This is a genomic window from Paenibacillus bovis (assembly GCF_001421015.2).
Lineage (GTDB): Bacteria > Bacillota > Bacilli > Paenibacillales > Paenibacillaceae > Saccharibacillus > Saccharibacillus bovis.
In genome coordinates this window covers 162003-177869 of the sequence record NZ_CP013023.1, presented here as the reverse complement: position 1 = coordinate 177869, position 15867 = coordinate 162003, and the positions used below count along the sequence as shown (strand labels likewise).

The window sequence follows — 15867 nt, the reverse complement described above, 5'->3', positions numbered from 1 at the left end:
ACGTTATAGCAAGAAAAATAGATTATTCTCCGATATACAACTTGACCAGTAAGGCAGACAGGAAGCAGACACTAAAAGTACGGATACCCATCTACATAATGACCATCTGCAGCGTATGCAGATGGTTTTTTGGTATAAAAAGACAGCACAAAACACCCAAGATACCCTACCTCTGCAAAAAGAATAATAAAAAGTAATATTATCCATTTATAGAATATAATTGTCCGGGTTCTTTCTGCCGATAATATAACAAAGCACCTGAGCCATTGGCACGGTGTGCAGCGGTTTAACCAGAACAGTGGATCTGTAAAGTATACAGATTCGCCTCCCATAGATGCCGGCAAACCCAGAACAGACAGGAGAATGAACATGATGAGCAAAACAAAATGGATCGTCGTTGCCTCTGTAGCAGGTATGCTGCTCACCAGCTCGGCAGGTGTATACGCAGGTGCGAAAATGGAGAAGATCTCCGCGTTCAAAAACTACGGAATCAGTATCGAGCTGGATGGCAAAGCTTATACGCCAGTCAATTCCAATGGAGACAAAATGACGGCAATTACGTATGAAGGAACCACCTACCTACCGATTCGCGCGGTTGGAGAAACGCTAAATTCCAAAGTACTATTTGATGTCATGAATAATAAAATCATGATCCAGTCAGCCAGTGGAGTAACAACAAGCAGCAGCAAAGCAGCTGACAGCAGCTCCAGCCAGCCGACTGCCAAATCAGGCAGCACCGGAAAAAGTACCACCGGAACGTCCAGCAGTACACCAAGCACAGCAGATGCAGCCAGTGCACCAGCGGCTTACAGTACACCGGCAGCCAGCAGCAAACCTTCGGCTGCCTCCCAGTATATCGCTGCAGCCAATGAAGCAGCCAAAATTACAGCAGGCAATGTAACGAACGGCCCGATAGGCCCTGTTGTCGAAGAAGCTGCAGCACCACCGGTGGTCAGCATGACAACAGGCATAATCACCAGCAAATACCTGCCGACCGATTTCCCGTTTCCGGCTGATGCAGTCAAAGGAAAAGTAAGCGAACAGATAGCCGGCGATAAAAAGCAGCTGTTCCTCACCTATACGACTCAGGCAAGCCTGAAAGATGTTGGCAATGCCTACCTGGCTTATTATGCTCCGCATAAGCTGACTTTGTTCAATAATCAGGTCGATGATACAGGACTGAGTATTGCCGGGACGCTCGATGACAAATTTGGCGTAGCGATCCAGGGCAATCCGATGTCACTCAAGCCAGGTTATAATGCTGTTGTCGTTACACTGGCCGAGCAATAAATCGCTTCTTTATTAACTAGCCACGTTTTCTTATGGCTGACATGCTTTTATTGTTTATTTCGCTGCTGAAACCAATGCTATGGTAATAACAAAAGCGCACCGATTTCCGTCAGGAAATAACCCGGTGCGCTTTTTTGCTATATTGCTTGCTTGTGAAAAACAGTATAAAAATAATGTAAAACGAAGCAAGGAATTTTGAGTAAAACCCTTACATACCCTCATTTTATAAGCATGAATCAAAAACTCTGTAAATTTTTCAGAAAATTTCAATTTTAGTAGTGCAATCGGAAAATGGATATGCTAAGATACGTAGAGTTTTACAGATACCCGTCGTAAATGGTCATTTATCTTCATGTAAAAACGTGAGGATTTTGCAGTCACGAACTGCCATAAGTTATACCCACTATGCACACAAAGGAAGGTGACATCATGAGCGCTATGAACCCTACACACGATAACAGCCCGGCAGCGGACAAACAGTTTAACCTGTTTCGTCTGACCTGGCCGATTTTCCTCGAGGTATTCCTGTTTATGTTAATGGGAATCGTCGACACATTAATGTTGAGCGATGTATCCGATAATGCGGTAGCAGCTGTCGGCACATCCAATCAGGTTATTTCAATCGCTATACTGATCCTGGAGGTAATCGGCAACGGGGCCGCTATCGTCGTAGCCCAGTACATTGGATCACGCAAAGTACTGGAGGCGAGCCGGATTACGGCACTGGCGATTACGCTGAACCTGTCGGTCGGTCTGCTCCTGAGTACCACCTTCCTGTTGTTTGGTGGGCATCTGATGGAAGCCATGCATTTGCAGGGTGAGATTCTGGCGCTGGCAGAAAGCTATATCGCTATCGTCGGCGGCGCGATTTTCCTGCAGGCGCTGATTAACACACTGGCGGCGGTTATCCGTACGTACGGATTTACCAAAGAAACCATGTTTGTCTCTGTATTCATGAACGTATTGCACGTAGGGCTGAACTACCTGCTGATCTTTGGTCACTGGGGTCTGCCGCAAATGGGCGTACAGGGCGCAGCGATCTCCACGATCGTTAGCCGCCTCGTATGTGTGGTCATCTTCTTCTGGTTGATGTACCGCGTGATGGAAGTGCGCATTCAGATTGCCGATTACTTCCGGATGTCCAAAGAATACATTCTCAAAATCCTGAAAATCGGCGTACCGTCTGCTGTAGAGCAAGTAACCTACCAGATGTGCCAGCTGGTCTTCGTATTCTATGTAACGTATCTGGGCAGTGAAGCGATGGCTTCCCGCCAGTATGCGAATAATATCTCGACCTTTATCTATCTGTTCAGTATTGCGATCGGTATGGGTACAGCGATTATCGTTGGCCGTCTGGTCGGTGCGAACCGCAAGGAAGAAGCCTATCACCGCGTATGGAACAGTGTAAAATGGGCGATGGGTGCAACGCTGATCATGGATGTTATCATTATCCTGATGCGCGAGCCGCTGATTGGCATGTTTACCAGCAATCCGGAAGTTATCCGCATGGCGTCACAGGTCATCCTGCTCAGCTTCCTGCTGGAGACCGGACGGACATGCAATATCGTGATTATCAACTCGCTCCGTGCTTCGGGCGATGCCAAGTTCCCGGTCTATATGGGACTGATCTCCATGGTATGTATGAGCCTGCCACTCGGTTATCTGTTCGTTTTCAAAATGGATCTTGGACTGGCCGGTATCTGGCTGGCGATTGCAGCCGATGAGTGGGTGCGAGCCGTCATTATGTACTTCCGCTGGAAGAGCAGAGCATGGCAGAAACACTCCCTGGTGCAGCACGATGAACCGCAAACACCGGAAAATGTACCGATGGCTGCTCCGGTCTGATAAGAGCAGTACACCGGATTCAGAGTATATTACAGTATACAGATGTGATATCTATATTTTTACAATACCGCCTTCTTCAGGTATCCTAAGCATAGGGTCGCCGGGAAGGCGGTTTTCTTTGTATTCGTTATATCATTCTTGAAATGGAGGAATATAGATGGCATTTGGAAAATGGGCAGTTACTGGCGCACTTGCGCTGCTGCTGACAAGTACGGTAGGAGGATTTACCGGAGAACAATCACGGGCGGAAGCAGCAAGCGTGCTGGGGTATTATACTCCGGATGATGCGTCCTATCAGGCGCTGACAACGTACCATGCCTATCTGACCGGGATCTCGACAGATTCCTTTAATATGAATACCGCTGGAGGGGTTATCGGTGATGTGCCGACACAGGCATTGTCCTATGCCAAATCCCATACGCTGGCAACCTATGCCTGCTTCTCAAACTTTGGCACCGACGATTTCGATCCGGCGCTGGCACATACGATTCTGACCAATTCCACCGTCCGGCAAAAAGCGATTACCAATATGGTCAACACCGTCAAAAAGAATGGATATACCGGTATCAATATCGATTTTGAGAGCGTCATGGCCAAGGATCGCAGTGCACTGACCAGCTTTGTAAAATCCGTCTCGGAAGCACTGCATCCGGCAGGTTATAAGGTCGTGGTATCTGTTCCGGCCAAAACGCAGGATGATCCATCGGACGGCTGGTCGGGCGCGTATAATTATGCTGCTCTGGGACAATACGTGGACTTCCTTCAGGTGATGACCTACGACGAGCACGGTCCATGGTCCGAACCCGGTTCAGTCGCCAGCAAAAGCTGGATCGAGGACTCCCTGAAATTTTCCGTATCCCAGGTCGCTTCATCCAAAATACTGATCGGTCTGCCGGATTATGGCTATGACTGGAACCTGACCACGAGCCGTCAGGAAGATCATCATCAGATCGCCGGCAAGAATATCGCGGCACTGCTGCAGAAAACCGGAGCAGCCGTAAAATGGGATACAGCGACCACTTCTCCTTATTTCAACTATACGGACAGCAAGGGTAACAAGCATGTAGTCTGGTATGAAAATGCACGCAGCATAGAGGAAAAAGCCCACCTGGTGCCTGCTTACAAGCTGGGCGGAGCATCCGTCTGGGCACTGGGTATGGAAGACAATACGTTCTGGGCCGCTGTCCAAAAAGGCATGAAGCCCTAACCGGGCAGCAACGCATAAACGAAATGCTCGGGATACAGGACAAGCGCTGCTCGATATAGAACCGTACGCAAGCGATTAGCGAATAGAGACGGCGAGCAAGGTGAACCAGTTATCCTGCGGATTCAGATGGGTAGCGATAAACCCGTGGCTGTTCAGCCAATGCAGCAGAAACTCTGCATGGGAACCCTTGTCATCGGAAAAGTTGCTGTTGCGATCGGTAATACAGATACGCCCGTGCGGTTTCAGCACACGCTGAATTTCTGGCAGAGCCAGCAGTTGCTGCTCGTCGCTCAGATGCCGAAAGGTAAAGCTGGAGACCACAAAATCAAAACTTTGATCGGGATACGGAATAGCCAGCAGATTGCCGATGCGCAGATCCATATCCGGGAACTTGGAGCGGCACTGCTTGAGCATCTCCTGGGATTGATCGACACCGGACATTCTTATCCCCTGGCGCAGCAGCCGGCCCGCCAAATTGCCGGTGCCTGTTCCCAGATCCAGACCATGTTCTGCTGCAATGCCCTGAATAGCACTCGCTGTGCTGTCCAGGGCTTTTTCGTAATCCGGGTATTCTCCGGTATCGGTCTGTACATATTCATCATGCTGCGAAGCCCGTTGATCAAAGTCCCAGTGATCCTGCCAGTTCTGGCGCATCTCCCGCAGAGTCCGCGAATGTTCGGCCAGCTGATAGATTTCCCCAATCGGCAGCTCCTGTCGATGGCGCAGCAGTTCGATCATCTGGGCGGTAGTCTCGGTCATTCGCTTCATCTCCAGCCATTGGGTCGTCAGGATGGAATGCTGCAGTTCCAGATAATAACGCAGTCGTTCATTGTCCGGCAGACCGGTCGGTTCCAGTACATGACGTATATCCTTGAGCGGCATACCGGCTTCACGCAGAGCAATAATCGTCTGCAGCCGCCAGATATCCTCTTCCACAAATACCCGATACTGATTATCCTGCTGCCGGGCAGGCTCCAATAATCCATTTTGTTCATAGAAGCGAATAGCACGCGTGGAGATGCCCAGCTTGCTCGCCAGTTCGTTGATTTTCATCAGATCCCTTACCACCTTAATAAATTGCTGTATTGTACCGTTATAGTCTATAGGTACTCTGTAATACTTAAGCCTGATTATAACCAAAAGGGGATAGATATATGAAGAAATTTACGACCGTACTGCTTACCTGTCTGCTCGTTACGAGTATGGCAGCAGGTACCGTTATGGCCAAGTCGGATCAAAGCGGCAAATCATCCAAATCCAGCTCTTCCAGTTCCAAATCGGAAGACAAGTCCAAAGATCGTCCAAAACAGGAGGATACTAGCACCAGTACTGTAACCTCCGCTCCCATAGAGAGCAGTCAGCCTGTACCGGAATCGGCAGCACCTGTAGCAGAACCGCCAGTAGAGCCTGTTGTGACAGAGCCGGTACCGACTGTACAACCGCAGCCGCCAGCAGAAGATACCCAAGCGGATACGGAGAAGGAAAAAGAGAAAGAGAAGAAGGAAAAACAAAATAACGGAAATGGTAACGGTAAAGCGAACAGCCATTCCAAAGATAAAGCAGAAGATAGTACGGACAGCGTCACCGAAGATGTATATGACAGCGGCAAAGGCAAACAGGGCTACAAAGGTCTGCTGCACGCCATCAACAACGTAAAAGACAAACCGGCAGGCCAGGTGTTGGCTAATCTGCTGCTGACCAAATACGAGACGCAGCTGACTCCGGAGATGCAGGCACAACTGGAGCAGATCCAGAACTCCAAAGAAGCCCTGGAAAAAGCTACGGATCTGCTGGAAGAGAGCGGCAATGTAGACGGCGCGGCTGCCCTGCAAGAGCAGGTGATCCAGTCGGACGTTACCGATCTGGACAGCTACAAGCGTCTCGACGAATTATCCGACCATACCGCTGCTGATCCGGATGTACTGAATCTGTTCGTCAACGGTACATCGTACACGGATGCCGCACCTGTCGTCCAGAATGGAACGACTCTGGTTCCTTTCCGCGTCGTCTCGGAAGCGTTGAACGCCAAAGTAACCTGGAGTGCCAAGGACCAATCGGTTACTGTCGTGAAGGACGGGCAGACGGTCAAGCTGTATGTAAATAAAAAGAATGCTGTAGTAAACGGAAAATCCGTCAGCCTGCAGGCAGCACCAATTATGAAAAACGGCTCTACCCGTGTACCGGTACGCGTGATCAGTGAAGCACTGGGAGCTACCGTAAAGTGGGAACCAGTGAGTGAGTCAGTTGTAATTTACGAAGATAAGCCTTCTTCCTGATGGCACTGCCACGTGGTTTGCCTACACAATAAGCAGGGCTTCCAGTTAACCTATGTAGCTGATTAACAGCATATATGCTTACACAATACAGCCGTCAGGCACGGATGCGCAGATCCGTTGCCTGCCCGGCTTTTTGTGCGGGAATATTGTGCATTTTGAATGGGCAGAAAGGCTTCATTTGAACCGGATACACGGTATTATTATGATATTCAGGATGAGACCGGCGAGATTCATCAGTCTGGTATTAGTGGATCTGGACACAAGCACAAGCATAAGGAAAAATAGCAGTTATACAATGCAGACTGAGTCATTTGATGAAACGGTCTGTATTCAGCCGTCAACTCCTATATAAGATTATAGGACAGAGTACCAGCAGACAGAGATCAGCCATATTTCTGCTGGTGCTCTTTTTTCATGCGGATATAGTCGGGGTCCTGTTTGGCTTCGTCCCATTTGACTTTGAAAATGCGTGCGGATTCTGCTTTGACCGGATCGCTGGTATATGGCAGAATCTCGCCGTTCTCGTCATATTTGCGACCGCCTTTGTGATTGGTGTAGCGGCGGGCACGGGTATAACCCATCTGCAGGAATTTGCGGGCCATGTCCATGCCGACAAAGTCATTGTTTTCTTTGTATTCCAGGAACATGGCGTAGATTTTCTCCGAGGATTCGGTAGCGATCTCCGGTGTTTTGAAGCGCCAGTGGGGCAGAATTTCGCCTTTGTAAGGCTCAACCATCAGCACGCCCTGCTCTCCTTTGCCGACACGATACAGCTCGGGATGTTCACGCAGATCAAGTGTGGAATAGTCGATATCGTAGTTGAATTTATCGGGCATGATAATCGCTCCTTTACATAATAGCTTTATTGCTTATTACCCGTTATCTGGTAAGATGGAGCTGGAAAGTAAGGTCTGCTGGATAATAGATAACAGCAAAGAAAACAGCAAAGCATCTATAGCATCTCAATGTACATATCCATACATGTCGATCCAATATGAAAATGGAGAGTGAAAGTGTGAACGCAACTATTGGCGGGTTGTTGATAGCAGCCTTTTTGCAAATGATGTTCCCTCAGAACTATGTGATTGATGGGCCGTCCATGCAGCCTACGCTTAAAACCGGAGATCGTGTAACGATAACGGCTGCAGCCGAGAATGAAATTCATCGCGGCGATCTGATTGTGTATCATACACCCGAGGGCAGAGAATTCGTCAAGCGGGTCATCGCCCTTCCGGGAGAAAAGGTAAAAATGAAAGGTGACAAAACGTGGATTAACGGAAAGCTCCTTCAGGAGCCGTATATTCAAAAGGCTGTTCAGCAGGCACATGATCAGCATTATGCGTATAATATCAATGACTTTCCGACCAGTGCCAAAGAAGATAATCGTGTTGCCGCGCATGCCTTTTTTGTTGTCGGCGATAATCGTTCCAATAGCCAGGATAGCCGAATGACAGGCTTTGTACCGATCAAAGAGGTCAAAGGAAAAGTGATTAAAATCAACGGTCAGTCGATGAATGCGGAATAAGCTTCGGCAAAAGCGGTACTTATCTATCCACTGTCATAAACCACAAAAAGAAAGCGTACAGCTGCCCTTATCGGCGGCTGTACGCTTTCTTTTACTATTGATTATAGCTGATTCTTCTGCCAAATATGATTGTATATCATCAACAGAATACTCAGGCTTTGTGATCCATAATATCCTTGATATCATCTTTGAGCGCTTCGGATTGGGTACCGAAGATAACCTGTACAGCACCATGACCAAGTCGCATAACACCAGCAGCACCCAGCTTGCGCAGCTCGGCATCATTTACCTGACGATCATCTTTGACCACCAGACGCAGGCGGGTAATGCAGGCATCGATACTGTCGATGTTGGGTGATCCACCCAGCTGGCTCAGTACCATAGCTGCTTTGCTGTCTCCGTTGTCAGCTGTTACAGCTGCGGCAGCCGGGACAGTGGCAGTTTTATCTGCTGTAGTCGCAGAACTGTTAATAGCATCATCGTCTTCGCGTCCCGGTGTTTTGAGGTTCAGCTTCACAATCAGGAAGCGGAACAGTACATAATACACAACGGCAAACGCCAGACCGACCGGAATCATCAGCAGCGGATTAGTCGCCAGCTTCATATTGATCAGATAGTCAATCAGACCCGCCGAGAATCCGAAGCCCAGCTTCACATTCAGCATGTACATGATCAGACCGGACAGACCGGTCAGCAGTGCATGCACCACATACAGCAGCGGTGCTGTGAACATAAAGGCAAATTCCAGCGGCTCGGTAATCCCAGTCAGGAAGGAAGCGACCGCCGCACTGATAAAGATCGAAGCAACTGCTTTGCGTTTCTCCGGACGTGCGGTATGAATAATGGCAAAAGCCGCACCCGGCAATGCAAACATCATAATCGGGAAGAAGCCGGACATGAACATGCCTGCCGATTTGTCTCCGGCAAAGAAGCGTGTCAGGTCACCGTGAACCACTTCACCGGCTGCATTGGTATAATCGCCGATCTGGAACCAGGCGATCGAGTTCAATACATGGTGCAGACCGATTGGCACGAGCAGACGGTTGGCGGTACCGAACACAAAGGCACCAAATCCACCCAGACTGACTACCCACATACCAAAAGCAGAAATTGCATCCTGGATCGGACTCCAGATCATACCGATCAGGGACGCCAGGATAATCGTTGTTGCTGCCGTAATCATTGGAACAAAACGTTTACCCGAGAAGAATCCGAGCCAATCCGGCATTTTGATATTGTGGAAACGGTTATACATGTAAGCTGCCCACAGACCAACCAGAATACCGCCGAGCACGCCCATATTCAGTTTGACATCATCCGGTATGTAACCCATGATTCCCGGAATTTCCTTGAGAATCGCTGTCAGGATCATATATCCGAGTACAGCGGAGAGAGCAGCGACCGCATCGCGGGCCATCCCGATCGCTATACCAACCGCGAAGATCAGTGCCAGATTGTCAAAAATAGCACCGGCACCTGCGGTAAGCAGCGGACCGATATAATGGTTCATAAAACCGCCTACTGCAGAGCCAAGCGGAATATCCGTCTCATAGTTGATCAGGCCAAAACCGCGCAGAATCGCAGCAGCAGGCAGTGTAGCTACCGGAAGCATCAGTGAGCGACCGATTTTTTGCAAAAATTGTAGCATGGTAATCCCCCTTTGGATTAATCATTGGTGAACCAATCATCCATTTTGTAAAGTGATGTGATACAACAGAAATTTGGATTCCGTCCTACAACATGAAAATTATTTTCATAAGAAGAGGCGGCGAGTGTGAACCTGTTTTCCCGTACACCATGTTAGATCGATGTACGGTGCTGGCAGGTCTGTAGCGAAGTGATGAAAATAGCAGCAGATTCAGCTGCTCGGTTTGTGCGTGCGGAACAGGCGATACAGATGCATGGTCAGGAAGCAGACTTCATCTTCAGGGACGGCCATCTGCAGCTCCTGCTCCATGACCAGCTTCATTCGCGAAGCCAATTGGTATTCGTCGGCATACTGGTCGCGAATATGCTGGATCAGCGGATTGTCCACGAGCGATCCCTGTACAATCCGTTCCAGGGCAAAGCGCAGGTGGATCATCAGGCGAACCTGACTCATGCTGCCCTGTTTGAATGTCATCTGTCGTTCCTCTTCAATCATCTGCTGCAGCTTGCCGAGCAGGGAAGACATTTTGACCAGTTGGCCTACCGGAACATGAGTAACCGCCGAGTGAATATGATACGTCAGAAACCCGGCTTCATCTTCGGGAATGTCCAATCCGAATGTCTCACGAATCATCTGCAGCGCCTGCAGGGCCACCTCGTATTCCTGTGGAAAACAGACCTGCGTCTCCTGCAGAAAAGGATTCACAATCTCGATATGATGTCGTATCCGGTATACAGTGAACTGGATATGACTAGGTAGAGCAAGATAAATCTTTTCATTCAACTTTTCCGGAAAACTCTGTCCGATCAGCTGGATGATCCGGTCGGAGACATCCATGACAAGCGCATCCATATCTTCAAAAAAGGTCGGATGATTCATCATCTGCTCCCGGTCTTCCAGTCGAAACCGCTTTTCGATCCGTTCATCTGCCGTGTTCAGCTCCTGCAGGTTCTTGGCAGCAAAGCCGAGTCCCTTGCCGAGCAGTACATATTCGGTGCCTTTCACCTCATCGCAGGCCATCACGATATTATTGCCGACCACGCGCTCCACACGTAAACTCCGATGGTCTCTGTTCATTCCGATAATCACCTCTTGCTTGCAGAATAACACGACAAGTGGCATCCGAAAAGACAGAAGAGCACAGCAGCCCGACTTTTTTTCGTGTAACCGCTAAATGGGGGCTGAAACATTCACAAATACGCAAAAAAGAGCCAAGACAAGGAGACACGGGAATACGATAGACGTATCCTGTATCGTCCGCTGCTTGGCTCATGCCCATTGCTGGTAACACGCCGATGTACGGTCGTTAATATTTTGGTTACGGTTTCATAACGTAGCATATAACGTATAATAGTGACCGTCAAGATGGATTGCACATTTTCATGATGAAAATGCACAATCATAGCGTTGATAGCAGGTCTAGTGGCTTTTTTTCATACATACAGAGCCGTATAGCAAGGCAATCAGCAATATTCCGCAGGTTATTAATCTGACAGAAACCGGCACTTCCACGACCAGACTCAATACAACGATCAGAAACAGGAATAAACTGCCCTCACGCATAAACATCCTGCGATCATCTTGCCTGATCCGGTAGATCAGTGCTCCAAGCATAAAAGCGGCCAAAAGAAAATAAGCTGTATCGGCAATCAGGTGCAGGTTCAATATCATCACTCCAAATCAAAAATTATTACTATAAATAAATCCTGAATAAATCATCCTGTTTATATATTGTTAAAAGCATGGTTAGTAAAAATACCACAAAATGAAATCATAATATCCAAGCCAAAAAGTCTCTATCTCATACACGGAACGCAGGCAAGGAAATAAGGGCAAAGGACGACATTGGAGCCCGGAAATCTACACCTTCTCCGCGTTCGTAGATTTCTGGGCTCCACCGGAGGACGTGCCTTTATTCCTTGCCGAAGTGGATGCTGCTTATCCACATCATTCTGTTGCGGCTATGAGTAATCCTTTCTGCACACACAGCACAATTATTTTTAATTTTACCGAAAACCCTGTTGAAATACCATTTTCAATCTGCTAATGTATATAACGTTGATGCATACGTGCATCCACGCAAGTACAACCGAATGACGACTGGAATAAATGATGATACATCATTGTATAACCTCAATAATATGGTTTGAGGGTCTCTACCAGGAACCGAACAATCCTGATTACAAGATGATGCGCAGCCCGCGTGTCCTGTTGTAATCAGGATTTTTTTGTTGCGGCTCCGCACTGTTCCAGTGTTTTCGTTCGTTGCTGCTGCGTCGGCGCTCACCTGCCGGACAGCCAACCTACTATTACACAAAGGAGAGAGACGGCTTGAATTTCAAAGTATTTATCCTTACCATTGCCACCTTTACGGTCGGCCTGATTGAACTCATCATCGGCGGTGTGCTGCCGGAGATCGCAAACGATCTGAACGTGTCGATCGGCACAGCCGGACAGCTGATCACTATCTATGCACTGGTCTATGCGATTGCCGGACCGACCCTGCTGGCATTCACTTCCAAAGTGGAACGCAAATCCCTGTATCTCTGGTCCATGTTAATTTTTACCATAGGCAGTCTGATTGCCTGCTGGAGCCCTAACTATGAAGTATTGTTCTTCTCCCGCATGCTGACAGCAGCGAGCGGTTCACTGATCGTGACCTTGTCCCTGACGATTGCGGTCAAAGTGGTCGCGCCGGAATTCCGCGCACGGGTCATCGGTATTATTTCCATGGGGATCAGTTCCTCGATTGTACTGGGTGTACCGATCGGTGTGCTGGTCGAAGAAGCACTCGGCTGGCGCATTTTGTTCCTCGTGATCGCGCTGCTGACCCTGGTAGCGATGGTCGTAATCTATATGTTCCTCGATCATATCCCGGTGGAAGAAATTATGCCGCTCAAGGCCCAATTTGCTTCCCTCAAAAATAGTAAAGTCATCAGCGCGCATCTGGTAACCCTGCTGATGCTGGCAGGTCACTACACGATGTATGCTTATCTGACTCCATTCCTGGAAAGTACAATGCATCTGAACGCGTACTGGATCAGTGTGGTCTACTTTGTCTTCGGTCTGGCTGCGGTAAGCGGCGGTATGATCGGTGGCGTAATGTCTGATCGCCTGGGCAGTACCAAGAGTATTCTGATTGTAATTGGCGTCTTCGCACTGGCAATGTTCGTGCTGCCGATGTCGGCCAAGCTGATCTGGGTATTCCCGGTTGTATTATTTGTCTGGGGTGCACTCAGCTGGGCATTGTCTCCGGCACAACAGAGCTACCTGATCCAAAATGCACCGGAAACCGCCGATATTCAGCAGAGCTTTAACTTCTCTGCCCTGCAGATCGGTATTGCAGTCGGTTCGGCCTTTGGCGGAATCGTGATCAAAAATACCGGTTCGGTAACGATGAATGCATGGGTCGGTGCAGCGATCGTTGTATTGTCCTTCTGCTGCGCATTGTACTCGCTGTCCAGACCTTCTGGGGCAGCCAAGCATGTGTCGAACCAATCAGTGCATACCTCCTGATTGAAAATCATATAAAATGAAATACCCGATGACAGCTTGATTCTGCTGTGATCGGGTATTTTTTTGCTTTTATCTACATTTAAACTAAACGTATGAATAAATTGTTTGATTTATAATTAGATATAAATTATATTATCTATATATTTAATAGACAAAAATAGATTAGTCATAAAAAAACCTTCCCGCAGGAAGAAAGGAGAAACAAATGAATCGTACAAATCATTCAAACTATCAGCCGGTAATGGCAGCAGCAGATTACACGCAGGTGGATGGACAGCGAGCCTATCGGCAGGAGGTGAGAGAATTATCGCTGGGACTGCAAGAGCTACCGCAGGATCGCAGAGTAGAGGTTGTAGCACAGGTAAGTAAAGGTGAAGTGGGACAGGAGGGGGATTCGGAGTCCGTGTGGCCGATTCACCGGATTCTGGATGCAGCTATTTTGCTGTGTCGGTCTATTGATTATTTTCAGGAAGGTTACCGGCAGGAATGTCTTTATGATCCCGAGCATCCGGTATTTGACCGTATTCCTTTGCAGGGAGCTGCATTGTCTGTAGGATTCACTGGCGACCATGAAGATATCGAACAGCATATTCAGACCTTTCAGCAGGCTCTCGAAGATCAGGGTCATCTGATTGGAGAGCGTCTACGAATCCTCTCGCGGCTGCTGAACGAGCTGGGACACTGAGTCACCAGCATGACAGGCTATTCCCGAACAGAGCCACCTTTATACGCTAAGGAATAAAAGGATAGATTGAATAACATCCTATCTATTTATATAATGTCTAAGAAATGAATAGATACACGGATTATTTGTTTGAAGTATAAAGGAAGTACGCTGGAGAGCCAGGAAGGGAACAGGAATATGAACAAAGTGAAAAAGACCGGAGAGTTGTCGGAGCGCTTCTGGGAAGCTTCGCTGGAGGAACTCAAAAAGGGATATATCGAAGACCCTCATGCAGGGCCGTTTGGCGGCTTTATTTGTCTGATCGATGGTGAGGTATTTGAGAAAGGACAGATCTATGCGGAGGATGGATCGTTCTATGAAGCCGAGCGATACATGCAGATGCATATCCGCCGCCAGCATGGCTCAATGTTCCACTATCTGCTGACCCTGGATAAAAAGTGGACGGGTCTGACTGAGCTGCAGAGCAGTCTGGTACAGGACTTTTACGAAGGACAAAGTGATACCGAGATTGTAGCCAAAGCAGGCGGCAGCAAATCAACAATCCGTAATCACCGGTTTGCTCTGCGCGAAAAAGCCAAGCAGGCCCGTGTCTTTCTGGCAGTGATGGAGCTGCTGGAGGAACAGCAGCAGGAGCCATCGCCTTTTATACCGATTCACCGGACAGCGACGATGCTGGATGAACGCTATGCGATTACCGAGCAGGAGAATGAATCGCTGCTCAAGCAGTATTTTCCAGAAGGCCTGGACGGTCCATTGTCCGAATTTCCACGCCGGGAAAAACGCAAAATCGTGATTATGCGTCATCTGATGCAGCGCTTTGAGCCGGGAACCGTGTATACGGAAAAGCAGGTCAATGAACTGCTGGAGCAGGCTTATCCGGATTATGTTACACTGCGGCGCTATCTGATCGAATACGGGTATATGGACCGCAAGGAAGATGGCAGCGAATACTGGGTCAAACAGTAAAACAGCATGCCGAAAACAGATGAAATAAACGGAAATTTCATTTAGCTATTTAGCGATGCCGAAATCGAATTCTCATATTCATGCAAAAGCGCCAACGCTCTGGGGTCGATACCCGAGAGCGTTGGCGCTTTTCAATCCGTTTTTTGCCGAAGTGAAATATCCGACAGGAGCCGGATCATCAGAGTTCGTGATGATGGCCGGCACGCAGTTCTTTTTGAATCTGGCACACACGGCTTTGGGAAATGCCCAGGATACGGGCCAGTTCATTCTGAGTGGCGCCAGGGTGTTCCTGCATCGCAGACTCGACCTTGGTCATCATTTCTCCGCGTTTGTTGCGCGATTTGCGCAGAGCGGAATGAAGACTACGCTGGGCTGCAGGAGACTCGGTCATCTCGTTCAGCGGGGTATGCATAGATTCATCGCCCATTTGTTCAGCACAGCTGCCACAGATGAATTGATCCTTGTAATATACAAGGTCGTCAAAGCTGCCGCAGAAAATACACTGGATGCCTTTGTGCTTGCGGAAAATAATTTCTTTTTCGGTAATAAAAAATTCCATAGGGTCACTGATACCAATTTCCATGGTATCCCGGATTTCTTTGGGAATCACTATTCTTCCCAGACTGTCTAATTGGCGTACCATGCCGGTTTTTTTCATAATAAAGATCCTCCGCTTGGTCAGTTTGGATGTAATAGAATCAGACTGTCAGATCCTTTATATAAATATACAACAATATTAGCACCAAATTCATCTTTGGCAAATGTTCATGTATAAATATAACCGAAAAAGTCCAAATATATGCGTTTGAATGAAGAGGGAAAATGAGGAATTTGCGATGTTTTCGGCAATATCTCCTAATAATTACTATGCCTATTTGCTAATTTTGGACATAAATAGCAGTTGTAGCT

At 48.1% G+C, this 15867-nt stretch carries 15 protein-coding genes and 1 riboswitch; of the genes, 9 read left to right on the top strand and 6 right to left on the bottom strand.

What is annotated here, in order from left to right; genetic code table 11:
- Positions 1–369 precede the first annotated feature (369 nt).
- From AR543_RS00765 to AR543_RS00755, 3 genes are all read left to right on the top strand, one after another.
- Complete coding sequence (locus tag AR543_RS00765; protein ID WP_060530947.1) at positions 370–1290, top strand: hypothetical protein; 921 nt, start codon at positions 370–372, stop codon at positions 1288–1290.
- Positions 1291–1719: 429 nt separating this feature from the next.
- Positions 1720–3135, top strand: coding sequence for an MATE family efflux transporter (locus tag AR543_RS00760; protein ID WP_060530945.1), 1416 nt, complete (start codon positions 1720–1722; stop codon positions 3133–3135).
- A gap of 157 nt (positions 3136–3292) precedes the next feature.
- Positions 3293–4342: a glycosyl hydrolase family 18 protein gene (locus AR543_RS00755; RefSeq protein ID WP_060530943.1), complete on the top strand. Its 1050-nt coding sequence runs from the start codon at positions 3293–3295 to the stop codon at positions 4340–4342.
- A gap of 75 nt (positions 4343–4417) precedes the next feature.
- On the opposite strand, the gene AR543_RS00750 is transcribed toward AR543_RS00755, so the two are convergent.
- Positions 4418–5395: a MerR family transcriptional regulator gene (locus AR543_RS00750; RefSeq protein WP_060530941.1), complete on the bottom strand. Its 978-nt coding sequence runs from the start codon at positions 5393–5395 to the stop codon at positions 4418–4420.
- Between the two features lie 101 nt (positions 5396–5496).
- On the opposite strand from AR543_RS00750, the gene AR543_RS00745 reads away from it, so the two are divergent.
- Together AR543_RS00745 and AR543_RS24855 are read left to right on the top strand one after the other, a co-directional pair.
- Positions 5497–6618: a copper amine oxidase N-terminal domain-containing protein gene (locus tag AR543_RS00745; RefSeq protein ID WP_060530939.1), complete on the top strand. Its 1122-nt coding sequence runs from the start codon at positions 5497–5499 to the stop codon at positions 6616–6618.
- Positions 6619–6777: 159 nt separating this feature from the next.
- Positions 6778–6903, top strand: a complete 126-nt coding sequence (locus tag AR543_RS24855) for a hypothetical protein (RefSeq protein ID WP_257790507.1) — start codon at positions 6778–6780, stop codon at positions 6901–6903.
- A gap of 98 nt (positions 6904–7001) precedes the next feature.
- Here the strand turns inward: AR543_RS24855 and AR543_RS00740 are convergent, their stop codons facing one another.
- Complete coding sequence (locus tag AR543_RS00740) at positions 7002–7454, bottom strand: DUF4385 domain-containing protein (protein ID WP_060530930.1); 453 nt, start codon at positions 7452–7454, stop codon at positions 7002–7004.
- Positions 7455–7633: 179 nt separating this feature from the next.
- On the opposite strand from AR543_RS00740, the gene lepB reads away from it, so the two are divergent.
- Positions 7634–8143 (top strand): signal peptidase I, encoded by a 510-nt coding sequence (lepB, locus tag AR543_RS00735; RefSeq protein WP_060530928.1) that lies wholly within the window; start codon positions 7634–7636, stop codon positions 8141–8143.
- A 151-nt stretch (positions 8144–8294) separates the two neighbouring features.
- Here lepB and nagE read toward each other — a convergent pair whose 3' ends face one another.
- From nagE to AR543_RS00720, 3 genes are all read right to left on the bottom strand, one after another.
- Positions 8295–9791, bottom strand: a complete 1497-nt coding sequence (nagE, locus tag AR543_RS00730) for an N-acetylglucosamine-specific PTS transporter subunit IIBC (RefSeq protein ID WP_060530927.1) — start codon at positions 9789–9791, stop codon at positions 8295–8297.
- 210 nt (positions 9792–10001) lie between these two features.
- The gene (locus tag AR543_RS00725) at positions 10002–10868 is read right to left on the bottom strand and encodes a PRD domain-containing protein (protein WP_060530925.1); all 867 of its coding nucleotides are present in this window, start codon (positions 10866–10868) and stop codon (positions 10002–10004) included.
- A 342-nt stretch (positions 10869–11210) separates the two neighbouring features.
- Positions 11211–11456 (bottom strand): hypothetical protein, encoded by a 246-nt coding sequence (locus AR543_RS00720; RefSeq protein ID WP_060530922.1) that lies wholly within the window; start codon positions 11454–11456, stop codon positions 11211–11213.
- Between the two features lie 438 nt (positions 11457–11894).
- A riboswitch (purine riboswitch) is annotated at positions 11895–11994 on the top strand.
- 128 nt (positions 11995–12122) lie between these two features.
- On the opposite strand from AR543_RS00720, the gene AR543_RS00715 reads away from it, so the two are divergent.
- From AR543_RS00715 to AR543_RS00705, 3 genes are all read left to right on the top strand, one after another.
- Positions 12123–13307: an MFS transporter gene (locus AR543_RS00715; RefSeq protein WP_060530920.1), complete on the top strand. Its 1185-nt coding sequence runs from the start codon at positions 12123–12125 to the stop codon at positions 13305–13307.
- Positions 13308–13512: 205 nt separating this feature from the next.
- Positions 13513–13992, top strand: coding sequence for a DUF6530 family protein (locus AR543_RS00710; RefSeq protein WP_060530919.1), 480 nt, complete (start codon positions 13513–13515; stop codon positions 13990–13992).
- 177 nt (positions 13993–14169) lie between these two features.
- Complete coding sequence (locus tag AR543_RS00705) at positions 14170–14958, top strand: DUF2087 domain-containing protein (protein WP_060530917.1); 789 nt, start codon at positions 14170–14172, stop codon at positions 14956–14958.
- A gap of 178 nt (positions 14959–15136) precedes the next feature.
- Here the strand turns inward: AR543_RS00705 and AR543_RS00700 are convergent, their stop codons facing one another.
- Positions 15137–15616, bottom strand: a complete 480-nt coding sequence (locus AR543_RS00700) for an AbrB/MazE/SpoVT family DNA-binding domain-containing protein (RefSeq protein WP_060530915.1) — start codon at positions 15614–15616, stop codon at positions 15137–15139.
- Positions 15617–15867: the final 251 nt, after the last annotated feature.

Coding starts and splice junctions, on each gene's coding strand:
- AR543_RS00765 (WP_060530947.1), top strand. CDS start 370: ATGATGAGCAAAACAAAATGGATCGTCGTTGCCTCTGTAGCAGGTATG.
- AR543_RS00760 (WP_060530945.1), top strand. CDS start 1,720: ATGAGCGCTATGAACCCTACACACGATAACAGCCCGGCAGCGGACAAA.
- AR543_RS00755 (WP_060530943.1), top strand. CDS start 3,293: ATGGCATTTGGAAAATGGGCAGTTACTGGCGCACTTGCGCTGCTGCTG.
- AR543_RS00750 (WP_060530941.1), bottom strand. CDS start 5,395: ATGAAAATCAACGAACTGGCGAGCAAGCTGGGCATCTCCACGCGTGCT.
- AR543_RS00745 (WP_060530939.1), top strand. CDS start 5,497: ATGAAGAAATTTACGACCGTACTGCTTACCTGTCTGCTCGTTACGAGT.
- AR543_RS24855 (WP_257790507.1), top strand. CDS start 6,778: ATGGGCAGAAAGGCTTCATTTGAACCGGATACACGGTATTATTATGAT.
- AR543_RS00740 (WP_060530930.1), bottom strand. CDS start 7,454: ATGCCCGATAAATTCAACTACGATATCGACTATTCCACACTTGATCTG.
- nagE (WP_060530927.1), bottom strand. CDS start 9,791: ATGCTACAATTTTTGCAAAAAATCGGTCGCTCACTGATGCTTCCGGTA.
- AR543_RS00725 (WP_060530925.1), bottom strand. CDS start 10,868: ATGAACAGAGACCATCGGAGTTTACGTGTGGAGCGCGTGGTCGGCAAT.
- AR543_RS00710 (WP_060530919.1), top strand. CDS start 13,513: ATGAATCGTACAAATCATTCAAACTATCAGCCGGTAATGGCAGCAGCA.
- AR543_RS00705 (WP_060530917.1), top strand. CDS start 14,170: ATGAACAAAGTGAAAAAGACCGGAGAGTTGTCGGAGCGCTTCTGGGAA.
- AR543_RS00700 (WP_060530915.1), bottom strand. CDS start 15,616: ATGAAAAAAACCGGCATGGTACGCCAATTAGACAGTCTGGGAAGAATA.